Below are 10,670 nucleotides of genomic sequence, written 5' to 3'. Positions count from 1 at the left end.
CGTCGATGCCGAGCGTCGAGAGGCGCAGGATGCCGTCGTGGTCCTCGCCGAGGCCGAGCTCGCGTGCGGAGGCGATCATGCCGTCGGACACGTGCCCGTACGTCTTGCGCGCGGCGATCGGGAAGGGGCCGGGCAGCACCGCGCCGGGCAGGGTGACGACGACCTTGTCGCCGACGAAGAAGTTGCGCGCGCCGCAGACGATCCCGTGCACGGCGTCGCCGCCGTCGGCCGCGGCCTCGCCATCGGGCGCCACCCGGACCTGGCACCAGCGGATGGTCTTGCCGTTGGACTGCGGCTCCTCGACGAACTCGAGGACCTCGCCCACGACGATGGGCCCCTGGAGCTCGAACGTGTGCACGTCCTCCTCTTCGAGACCGACCCGCACGAGGGCGGCATGCACGTCTTCGGGAGTCGTGCCCGGCACGAGCTCCACGTACTCGGCGAGCCAGCTGAGCGGCACTCGCATGTCCTAGACCACCATTCCGAACTGCTGGGAGAACCGGACGTCTCCCTCGACCATTTCCCGCATGTCCTGCACCCCGTTGCGCAGCATGAGCCCGCGCTCGATGCCCATGCCGAATGCGAACCCCGTGTAGACCTCGGGGTCGATGCCGGCGGCCTTCAGCACGTTGGGGTGCACCATCCCGCAACCGCCCCACTCGATCCAGCGCGGCCCGTCCTTGAAGGTCGGGTGCCAGAAGTCGAGTTCGGCGCTCGGCTCGGTGAACGGGAAGAAGCTCGGGCGCAGGCGCACCTTCGCCTCGTCGCCGAAGATCGACTTCACGAAGTGGTCGAGGGTGCCCTTCAGGTGCGCCATGGTGAGGCCCTTGTCGACGGCGAGGCCCTCGAACTGCATGAACACCGGCAGGTGGGTCGCATCGAACTCGTCGGTGCGGTAGACCCGCCCGGGGGCGAGCACGTAGATCGGCACCTCGCGGTCGAGCATCGACCGCACCTGCACCGGGCTGGTGTGGGTGCGCAGCACCAGGTGGGCCTCGGGCGGGTCCACGAAGAACGTGTCCTGCATGGCCCGCGCGGGGTGGTCGGCGTCGAAGTTCAGCGCGTCGAAGTTGAACCACTCGCTCTCGACCTCGGGGCCCTCGGAGATCTCCCAGCCCATGCCGGTGAAGACGTCGCACACCCGGTCTTGCAGCAGGGCGAGCGGATGCCGCGCGCCGGGCCGGTACCGTGACGGCAGTGCCGTGACGTCGACCGCCTCGGCCGCGAGCTGCGCGGCAGCCTCGGCCTCGAGGATCTCGGCCTCACGGGCGGCGAACGCCTGGCTGACCCGGCCACGAGCGCCGCCGACGAGCTTGCCGAGCGCGGCCTTCTGGTCGTTCGGCACGTTGCGGAGCTCGGCGTTCAGCTGCGCGAGGGTGGACTTCTCCCCCGTGTGCTCTGCGCGGACGGTCTTCAGCGCGGCGGAGTCGGCGGCCGCGGCGATCGCCGCGAGCGCGGCATCGACGGCCGACTCGACGGCCTGCTCGGTGATTTCACGGGGCTCGGACACAAGGAACGAGTCTAGCGGGCGGTCACGAGCGACTCCGGTCGATTCATCGGCCCCGGACGTCGCAGGCCCCCATCCGGGCGTCTGTCGCTATGGCCGCTTGGACTCGCGCGCAGCAGCCGTCGCCTCGGCGACCAGGAGCGCCTGGCTGGCGTCCTCGGGGTCGAGTCGCTTGCCCGCCGACTGGCTCGACGTGCGCTTCGAGAGCCAGCGCGCGAACCACGACAGCAGCAGGTTCATGGTGAGGTACAGCACGAGGGTGACCACGAAGAGCGAGAACAGGTAGCGGTTGCCGTAGTAGCTGCCCAGCACGTTCATGTTGGTGCGCAGGAGCTCGCTGTAGCCGACGATGTAGCCGAGCGACGTGTCCTTCAGGAGCACCACGAGCTGCGCGACGATGATCGGCAGCATCTGCCGGAACGCCTGCGGGAACTCGACGAGCATCTTGGACTGCAGCGGGCGCATGCCGAGGCTGAGCCCCGCCTCGCGCTGGCCGCGCGGGAGGGCGGCGAGGCCGGCGCGGAGGGCCTCGCCGATGAGCGCGCCGTTGTACAGGCTGAGCGCGGCGACGACCGCCCAGAAGGCGCCGGTGTTGAGCACCAGCAGGATGAACAGCATCATCAGCAGCACGGGCATGCCGCGGAGGAACTCGAGCACGACCGTGGTGGGGATGCGGATCCAGGCCGCTTCGGCGCTGCGGAGCAGCGAGAAGAGGATGCCGAGCGCGATCGCGAAGACCGATGCGACGAGCGCCGCCCGCAGGGTCGCGAGCACGCCGTCGACGATGATGAACTGCCAGACCTCGGGATCGGCGAAGATGTCCCAGCGACTGGGGTCGAAGAACCCGGGAAGCGTGATGCCGCCGCTCTCGCGGGGCTGGGCGAGCGTCCAGATCATCCAGGCGATGCCGGCGATGATGACGACGCCCGCGACGATCGACGCGATCAGCGAGATCCGGCGCGCCTTCGGGCCGGGTGCGTCGAAGAGGACCGACGAGCTGCTCATCGCTGCACCACCCACTTCCGTTCGAGCTGTCCGGCGAGGATGCCGAGGGGCACTGTGATCACGAGATAGAGGGTCGCGGCGCCGAGGAGGATCGCGATCACCGCGTCGCCGTTCGCGTTCGCGAGTTCACGCGTCGCCGCGAAGAGCTCGAAGACGAAGAACCCGCCCGCCACCGAGGTGTTCTTGGTGAGCGCGATGAAGACGTTGATGAGTGGCGGGATGGTCATGCGGAAGGCCTGCGGCATGACGACGAGCCCGACCGTCTGGGTGAATCCGAGCCCCACGCTGCGAGAGGCCTCGGCCTGGCCGATCGGCACGCCGTTGATGCCCGAGCGGAGCGCTTCCGCGACGAACGGCGAGGTGTACACCGACAGGCCGATCATGGCGGCCGTCACGTAGGTGAGCTCGGAACCGAGGTACGGCAGGATGATCGCGCAGAAGAACAGCACGAGCGTCAGCGGCGTGTTGCGCACGAGCTCGGTGTAGACCGTGGCGAAGACCCGGAGCGAGCCCACGGGCGAGATGCGCATCGACGCGATGATCGTGCCGATGACGAGTGCCGCGATGCCGCTCACGACGAGCAGCAGCAGGGTCATCCTGAAGCCCTCGAAGTAGGTCGGCAGGTTCTCGATGACGGCGTCCACGAGTCTCCGTTCCGGTCGGTAGGGGGTGGGACGCGGCCCGGACGATGGTCGCCCGGGCCGCGCTCCGATCAGTAGCGGTCGACGGCAGGCGGGTCGACGTAGGGCAGCACCGCTCCGGCGGTGGACTCCCACGCCTGCTCGTAGCGCCCGTCCTCGTAGGCCTTCTCGAGCACGTCGTTGATCCACATGCGGAAGTCGGTGTCGTCCTTCGCGAGGCCGATGCCGTAGGGCTCCTCGGTGAACGGCTTGCCGACGACCTTGAACTCGCCCTCGTTCTGGGCGGCGAGGYCCGCGAGGATGACGTTGTCGGTGGAGACGGCGACGACCTGGCCGCTGCGAAGCGGCTCGAGGCAGTTGCTGTACGTGTCGGTCTCGATGACCTCGGCGCCGAGCTCCTTGAGGTTCGCCGCGGGCGTGGACCCGGTGACCGAGCAGACGGGCTGGCCGACGAGGTCTTCCTCGCTCTCGATGTCGTCGTTGTCGGCGAGGGTCAGGATCGACTGTCCGGCCATGTAGTACGGACCTGCGAAGGAGACGACCTCCTTGCGCTTGTCGTTGATCGTGTACGTCGCCACGACGATGTCGACCTGGCCGTTCTCGATGAAGGGCTCACGGTTGGCCGACACGGTCTCGGTCCACTCGATGTTCTCCTCGTCGATGCCGAGCTCGGACGCGATGATCTTGGCGATCTCGACGTCGAACCCCTCGGGGTCGCCCGACGGGCCCTTGAGTCCGAAGAGCGGCTGGTCGAACTTCGTGCCGACGGTGATCTTGCCCGCTTCCGAGAGCTTGGCCATCGTCGTGCCGGCCTCGAACGTGGGCGCCGCCGTGGGCGTCTCCTCCGCCGTGTCTCCGCCGCCGCCTGCGCAGCCCGCGAGCACGAGCGCCGACGCGGCTGCGGCCGCGACGAGTGCGAATCTCATCCGTTTCATGTCTCTGCCTCTTCTCTCTGGGTGGTTCCTCGCCGCTCGTGGCAGCGCAGGTCTAGTGCTCGAGGATCTTCGAGAGGAAGTCCTTCGCGCGATCCGACTCGGGATGGTCGAAGAATTGCGCCGGCGCGGCCTCCTCGACGATGCGTCCGTCGGCCATGAACAGCACCCGGTCGGCCGCCTTGCGCGCGAAGCCCATCTCGTGGGTCACGACGATCATCGTCATGCCGTCTTGGGCGAGCCCGACCATCACGTCGAGCACCTCGTTGATCATCTCGGGGTCGAGCGCGCTCGTCGGCTCGTCCATGAGGATGAGCTTGGGGTTCATGGCGAGCGAGCGGGCGATCGCGACGCGCTGCTGCTGGCCGCCCGACAGCTGCGACGGCATCTTCTTCGCCTGGTTCGCCACGCCGACCCGGTCGAGGAGCTCCATGGCCTTCGCGTCGGCCGCCTTGCGGGACTGCTTCTTCACGCGGATCGGGGCGAGCGTGATGTTCTCGAGCACGGTCTTGTGCGCGAAGAGGTTGAACGACTGGAACACCATGCCGACGTCGGCGCGGAGCTTCGCCAGCTGGGCGCCCTCCTCGGGAAGCCGCTCGCCGTCGATGGTGATGGTGCCGGAGTCGATGGTCTCGAGCCGGTTGATGGCGCGGCACAGCGTGGACTTGCCCGAGCCGCTCGGCCCGATCACGACGACCACCTCGCCCCGATTGACGGTGGTGTTGATGTCGTTCAGCACATGCAGGTCGCCGAAGTGCTTCTCGACGTGGTCGATGACGACGAGGGGTTCACCGCGACGCACAGAGATGTTCGACGTCGGCGGCGCCGGCTGGGTTGGCTCCATATCCCCCAAACTAGGGGGCGCGACATCCGGGCGACAACCAACGACGCGGCGGTTCGGTGCGGTGGTTACCTATTCGTGACCCGCGCTGCGCTGCGCGAAGGCGCTCTCGTACAGGCAGACGGATGCCGCGGTGGCGAGGTTCATCGACTCGGCGTGGCCGTAGATCGGCACGGTCACGACACGGTCGGCGAGGGCCAGCTGCTCGTCGGGCAGGCCGTGCGCCTCGTTGCCGAACAGCCAGGCCGTCGGACGCTCGAGGACGCCGTCGCGGCGTGCCGACAGGAGGTCGTCGCCCTTGACATCGGCCGCCAGCACCGTGAGCCCCGCCGCCCTCGCGCGCTCGAGCACGTCCTCCAGGTCGGCGCCGACCGCGACGGGCAGGTGGAATATCGAACCCGTCGAGCTGCGCACCACCTTGGGGTTGTACAGGTCGACCGCGCGGCCCGTGAAGACCACCGCGTCGGCGCCCGCGGCATCCGCTGCTCGCACGATCGTGCCGGCGTTGCCGGGATCCCGCACCTCCTCGAGGATCGCCACGAGCTTGGGCGATGCCCCGAAGACGTCCTTCACGGCGGTCGGGAACTGTCGGCACACCGCGATGAAGCCCTGCGGCGTGACCGTGTCGGCCATCGCGTCGAGCACCTCCTCGGTGACGAACTCGAGGTCGAGGCCCTCATCGTCGGCGGTGCGGGCGATCTCGGGATGGCGTTCGACCGCCGTCGGCGTCGCATACAGCTCGACGACGAGGTGCGGGCGGAACCTGAGTGCCTCCGCGACCGCCTGCGGGCCCTCGAGGAGGAACAGCCCGCTCTCCACCCGAGCGGACTTCTTCGCGAGCTTGGCGACCCCTCGGACGCGCGGGGACCTGGGGTTCTCGAGCATGCTGCAAGTCTATGGGGCGCCCTCGGAGGGGCCCGGCCTACGCGGCGAGGAGTCGCCGCGCCGCGAGGCCGATCAGCGCACTGTAGGTCGGGTAGGCGAACTTCACGCTCGCCAGCGTCGCCACGTCGACCCCGGCCGCCATCGCCGTGGTCACCGACTGGATCACCTCGACCGCGTTCTCGCCGACCGCGTGAGCCCCGAGGATGAGCTCGCGGCGGCGGTCGGCGATCAGGAGCAGGAAGCCCCGCTCGCGATCGTCGATGACGGCGCGCTCGAGCTCCGAGTAGTCGACGCGGCTGACGACGCACCGCGGGTCGCGCTCGCGGCACTCGGGTTCGGTCAGCCCCACGCCGGCGTAGTCGGGGTCGGTGAATCCGCCGGCGGGGAGCAGGTGGTGAGGGGTCCGCCGGTTCGCGCCGAGCACGGCGTTCTCGGCGGCCGCCTCGCCCTCGAAGTGCGCGGCCTGCACGAGCATGTCACGGCCGGTCGCATCGCCGACCGCGAAGATCTGCGAGACGGAGCTGCGGAAGTACTGGTCGACGACGATCGACGATCGTTCGACCCGGACGCCGATCGCATCCAGCCCGAGGTCGTCGACCCGCGCCGGCCAGCCCGTCGCCATCACCACGGCGTCGAAGGCGTCGGATTCCTGCGCGGCCGCCGCCCGCCAGTCGAGGTCGAGCCGCCCGTCGTCGCGCCTGCGGAGTGCGTCGACGCCGTCGATGCCGACCCGGACGCGGATGCCGTCCTCCTCGAAGGCCGCCGCGACCGCCTCCGAGATCGACGGGTCGGAGGCCATCAGCACCCTGGGCGCGACGTCGAGCAGCGTGACGTCCGAGCCGAAGGCGGCGAACACGGTGGCCAGCTGGGCACCCGTGTTCCCCGCGCCGATCACCGCCACCCGGTCGGGAAGCCGCGGAAGGTCGAGCACCTCGTCGGGAACGGTCGCGAGCTCGGCCCCGGGGATCGGAAGACGCCGGGAGTGGCCGCCGACGCAGACGATGATCGAGGCCGCCTCGATGCGGCGCCCGCTCTCGAGGACGAGGGTGTGCTCGTCAGCGAAGGTCGCCCGTCCCTCGAGCAGGAGGTCGATGCCGGCCTCGGCGAACCGCTCCGCCTCGCGCTTGATCGACCGCACCCGGTCCACCGTGCTCCGCACCCGCGCGACGGTGGATGGCCAGTCGATGCGCTGCCGCGACACCGTGATGCCGTACTCGTCGGCCGTGCGCACCTCGCGCATGAGGCGGGCCGTCTTCGCGAGCACGCGCGTCGGCACGCAGCCCGAGTTCACGCAGGTGCCGCCGGTGCGGTCCGCCTCGAGCACCACTACGCTGGCACCCAGCTCGGCCGCCCGCAGTGCCGCGGCCGTGCCGGCCGGCCCCGCCCCGATGATCGCCACGTCGTACACGTCCGCGGATCCCGCACCCATCCAGCTGCTCCCGTCGTCGGATTCGATCCAGTCTCGACAGTCTCGCATCGCCGGGGTCCGCGGGCGGTACAGACGACGAACGGCCCGGCACCCCAAGGGTGCCGGGCCGTTCGTGACGGAGGACGCGCCTTACGCGGCGGTCTTCGGAGCCGAGGTGTCGGCCGGGAGCGCCTGCTTGGCGGTCTCGACGAGCGCCGCGAAGGTCGTGGGCTCGTTCACGGCAAGCTCCGCGAGGATGCGGCGGTCGACCTCGATGCCCGCAAGGCCGAGGCCCTGGATGAGGCGGTTGTACGTGAGGCCGTTCGCGCGCGAGGCGGCGTTGATGCGCTGGATCCAGAGGCGACGGAAGTCGCCCTTCTTCTTGCGACGGTCGTTGTACGAGTAGACGAGGGAGTGGGTGACCTGCTCCTTCGCCTTGCGGTACAGACGCGAACGCTGGCCGCGGTAACCCTCGGCGCGCTCGAGGATGACCCGGCGCTTCTTGTGGGCGTTGACCGCCCGCTTCACTCTTGCCATGACTCTGTTTCTTCCTTAACGGGTCTCGCGGCTCAGCGGCCGAGAAGCTTCTTGATGACCTTGGCGTCGGGGGCCGACACGACCTTGTCCTGGTTCAGGCGGGCCTTGCGCTTCGAAGCCTTGAGCTCGAGGTTGTGGCGCATCCCGGCCTGCTGCTTCTTGATCTTGCCGCTGCCGGTGATCTTGAAGCGCTTCTTGGACCCGGAGTGGGTCTTCTGCTTCGGCATCTCGTTGTTCTCCTTGGTTCTGCCGCCAACTCGTGGCGGACGGGGGTGCTTGGCCTACGCCTCGGTGGCGTCGGCCGACTGCGTCTCGGGCTCGTCCGGGGCATCCGCCGCCGGTCGCACCTTCGCCGCAGCACGCTGTGCATTCGCCTCGGCCTTGGCCTCGGACTTGTTCTTCAGGGGCGCGATGACCATGACCATGTTGCGGCCGTCGATCGTGGGGTTGTGCTCGACCGTGCCGAACTCCGCCACGTCCTCCGCGAAGCGCTGCAGGAGGCGGACACCCATCTCGGGGCGCGACTGCTCGCGGCCCCGGAAGAGGATCATGGCCTTCACCTTGTCGCCGGTCTTCAGGAAGCCGACGGCGCGCTTCATCTTGGTCTCGTAGTCGTGCTTGTCGATCTTGAGGCGGAACCGAACCTCCTTGAGGATCGTGTTCGCCTGGTTGCGCCGGGCCTCTTTCGCCTTCTGCGCAGCCTCGTACTTGTACTTGCCGTAATCCATGATCTTGGCGACCGGAGGCTTGGAGTTCGGTGCGACCTCGACGAGATCGAGATCGGCCTCCTGCGCGAGCCGCAGGGCCACCTCGATCTTCACGACGCCGACCTGCTCTCCGCCAGGTCCCACGAGACGGACCTCGGGGACGCGGATACGGTCGTTGGTACGGGGATCGCTGATGCGTGTACTCCTCTACTCAAGCTGTTTCGCTCGACGGGAGGCGGATGCCGCCCGTCGACGAGAGCGGAAGATCCACGCAGGTTCGCACGGAATCACACCGGCAAATCACTGCGGCACCCTGTCTACTCCCCCGCGTGCTGGTCGCCCAGCAGCGTGGAAGCGGAGTGCAATCGACCCGGTAACCTTGATGAAGCGGTATGCGCGGGTGGGAGAATCTCCACTTTCGTACCGGGGACTGGCCCCGGGCCCGCAGTAGTCTAACAGAGGAAGTCCGTGAGCGACAGTTCAGCCGAGTCCACCGTCGAGGGCGCGACCCGTGACATCGCCGAGGTGCCCGCCGTCGAGATCATCACGACCGCTGCCGTGCACCTGATGAGCGCGGCCGCGGTGAAGGTCGGACTCGCCGACGACCCCGACCAGCAGGTCGACCTCGACGAGGCGCGCAAGCTCATCAACGCCCTCGCCGGGCTCATCACGGCCGGAGCCCCCGAGATCAGCGACATGCACGCGCGGTCGCTGCGCGACGGCCTGCGTTCGCTGCAGCTCGCCTTCCGCGAGGCGTCCGTCATCCCAGATCCGATCGGCCAGGGCCCCGGCGAGAAGTGGACCGGCCCGGTCACCTGACGGTCACCGCTGGCAGTTCGGGCACCACCACGAGTCGCGCAGCTCGACCTCGTTGCGGCCGAGCAGGCCGTGCTCGATGCGCGTGCCGCAGCGCCGGCACGGCTGCCCGGCGCGCGAGTACACCCACAGGCGTTCGCCGCGACGATCGACGCCGGTCGTCGTGCGGGCGATGCGATCGCGGTTGGCTCGGATGACCCGCGACGCGAGGTCGACGAGCGGCACCGCCTCCACCTCCCCGGCCGGCCTGGTCGGGCGGATGCCGCGGAGGAAGCAGAGCTCGTTGACGTAGACGTTGCCGAGGCCGGCCAGGTTGCGCTGATCCCCGAGCGCGACGGCGATCGGCACGTCGGGTGCCGCTTCGATGCGCCGCACCGCCTCGACGGCGTCCCAATCGGCGCCGAGCAGGTCGGGGCCGAGGTAAGCGAGCCGGTCCGCTTCCTCCGCGGCCGGGAACACCTCCACCAGTCCCAGGTCGAAGCCCACGGCCACCGCCGTCGGCGTCTCGACGATCGCGCGCGCCTGCCACGCGGGCCGGCGCCACTTCTCGCCGGGACGATGCACCCGCCACTCGCCCTCCATCTTCAGGTGCGTGTGCAGCACGGCGTCGCCGATGCGCATCAGCAGGTGCTTGCCGCGACTGGCCACCGAGTGCACCGTCTCGCCCGAGAGGTCGACCGTCGCGAACGCCGGCACCCGGATGTCGGTGCGGGTGACGGGCTGCCCGGCCAGGGCGGCATCGAGCCGGCGCGCCGCCTGGTAGACGGTGTCACCCTCTGGCATCGAACCGGAGTCCCCTCGGCGTCTCGCGGAAGCCGGCGGCGCGCAACGCCTGCTCGAGCACCGATCCGTAGACGACCTGCCCGTTGACCGTCTCGATGCGGAGCCTCGGCGAGCCGGCGCGGCCGAGCGCCTCGGCGAGCGCGGCCGCCGCCGCGGCCAGCGCGTCGGCGTCGTCGGTGAAGACGAGCGTGGTGCGACCGCCCCGCTCGAGGTAGAACACGGCCTCGCCGTCGACGATCGCGACGAACGCGCCGCCCTTCCGCGCCGGGCGGTGGCCACCCTCCCCCACTTCCGGCCAGTCGAGGGCGGCGCCGAACGGGTTCGCGGGGTCGGTGGCGGCGAGGGCGACGGCCTGGCCGCGCGGGGCGCTGCGAAGGCGGTCGACCGCGGAGGTCGAGGCGAACTGCGCGCCGCCCTGCCCGTCGATGAAGTAGCCGCGTCGCACGCGCCCGGTCTCCTCGAAGCCCGAGAGGGAGCGGTAGGCGAGGGCGAAGCCGCCGAGCACGCCCTCGGCGACGACGGAGCCTCGCGTCACCACCCCGTAGCGCTCGAGGAGCGTCTCGCCGAGCGCGTGCGCTCGTGGCGTGGCGGCTGAGCTCGCGAGGGGC

At 69.7% G+C, this 10,670-nt stretch carries 13 protein-coding genes and 1 pseudogene; 1 reads left to right on the top strand and 13 read right to left on the bottom strand.

Features of this window, described 5'->3' with window-relative positions; genetic code table 11:
- From AC1DY2_RS08540 to infC, 11 genes and pseudogenes are all read right to left on the bottom strand, one after another.
- Nucleotides 1–466, bottom strand: a pseudogene (locus tag AC1DY2_RS08540) (phenylalanine--tRNA ligase subunit beta); the annotation flags it as partial.
- 3 nt (nt 467–469) lie between these two features.
- Entirely contained in the window at nt 470–1,510 is a 1,041-nt protein-coding gene (gene pheS / locus AC1DY2_RS08535; RefSeq protein ID WP_476762023.1) for a phenylalanine--tRNA ligase subunit alpha, read from the bottom strand.
- An 87-nt stretch (nt 1,511–1,597) separates the two neighbouring features.
- The gene (locus AC1DY2_RS08530) at nt 1,598–2,512 is read right to left on the bottom strand and encodes an amino acid ABC transporter permease (protein ID WP_476762022.1); all 915 of its coding nucleotides are present in this window, start codon (nt 2,510–2,512) and stop codon (nt 1,598–1,600) included.
- A complete protein-coding gene (locus tag AC1DY2_RS08525; protein WP_309972625.1) occupies nt 2,509–3,156 on the bottom strand; it encodes an amino acid ABC transporter permease in 648 nt (215 codons plus the stop codon). The genes AC1DY2_RS08530 and AC1DY2_RS08525 overlap by 4 nt, the downstream gene beginning before the upstream one ends.
- A gap of 68 nt (nt 3,157–3,224) precedes the next feature.
- Nucleotides 3,225–4,088, bottom strand: coding sequence for a glutamate ABC transporter substrate-binding protein (locus AC1DY2_RS08520; protein ID WP_476762021.1), 864 nt, complete (start codon nt 4,086–4,088; stop codon nt 3,225–3,227).
- Nucleotides 4,089–4,140: 52 nt separating this feature from the next.
- Nucleotides 4,141–4,929, bottom strand: coding sequence for an amino acid ABC transporter ATP-binding protein (locus AC1DY2_RS08515; RefSeq protein ID WP_309972627.1), 789 nt, complete (start codon nt 4,927–4,929; stop codon nt 4,141–4,143).
- A 69-nt stretch (nt 4,930–4,998) separates the two neighbouring features.
- Nucleotides 4,999–5,811, bottom strand: a complete 813-nt coding sequence (locus AC1DY2_RS08510) for a TrmH family RNA methyltransferase (RefSeq protein WP_476762020.1) — start codon at nt 5,809–5,811, stop codon at nt 4,999–5,001.
- Between the two features lie 37 nt (nt 5,812–5,848).
- Nucleotides 5,849–7,240: a dihydrolipoyl dehydrogenase family protein gene (locus AC1DY2_RS08505; RefSeq protein ID WP_476762019.1), complete on the bottom strand. Its 1,392-nt coding sequence runs from the start codon at nt 7,238–7,240 to the stop codon at nt 5,849–5,851.
- 129 nt (nt 7,241–7,369) lie between these two features.
- On the bottom strand, nt 7,370–7,756 hold the full coding sequence (gene rplT / locus AC1DY2_RS08500; RefSeq protein ID WP_309972633.1) for a 50S ribosomal protein L20: 387 nt from the start codon (nt 7,754–7,756) through the stop codon (nt 7,370–7,372).
- A 32-nt stretch (nt 7,757–7,788) separates the two neighbouring features.
- The gene (gene rpmI / locus AC1DY2_RS08495; protein ID WP_309972635.1) at nt 7,789–7,983 is read right to left on the bottom strand and encodes a 50S ribosomal protein L35; all 195 of its coding nucleotides are present in this window, start codon (nt 7,981–7,983) and stop codon (nt 7,789–7,791) included.
- 54 nt (nt 7,984–8,037) lie between these two features.
- On the bottom strand, nt 8,038–8,658 hold the full coding sequence (infC, locus tag AC1DY2_RS08490; protein WP_309977739.1) for a translation initiation factor IF-3: 621 nt from the start codon (nt 8,656–8,658) through the stop codon (nt 8,038–8,040).
- 273 nt (nt 8,659–8,931) lie between these two features.
- Between infC and AC1DY2_RS08485 the strand changes: the two genes are divergently transcribed.
- Nucleotides 8,932–9,282, top strand: coding sequence for a DUF1844 domain-containing protein (locus tag AC1DY2_RS08485; protein WP_309972637.1), 351 nt, complete (start codon nt 8,932–8,934; stop codon nt 9,280–9,282).
- A gap of 3 nt (nt 9,283–9,285) precedes the next feature.
- Here the strand turns inward: AC1DY2_RS08485 and AC1DY2_RS08480 are convergent, their stop codons facing one another.
- Nucleotides 9,286–10,062: a DNA-formamidopyrimidine glycosylase family protein gene (locus AC1DY2_RS08480; protein ID WP_476762018.1), complete on the bottom strand. Its 777-nt coding sequence runs from the start codon at nt 10,060–10,062 to the stop codon at nt 9,286–9,288.
- On the bottom strand, nt 10,049–10,670 hold a 622-nt coding region (locus AC1DY2_RS08475), incomplete at its 5' end, for an Lhr family helicase (protein ID WP_476762017.1). The genes AC1DY2_RS08480 and AC1DY2_RS08475, both read right to left, overlap by 14 nt.

The organism is Agromyces sp. P1_H4 (genome assembly GCF_056405255.1).
The sequence above is the reverse complement of the archived record's forward strand: the minus strand, read 5'-3'. Positions and strand labels throughout refer to the sequence as shown.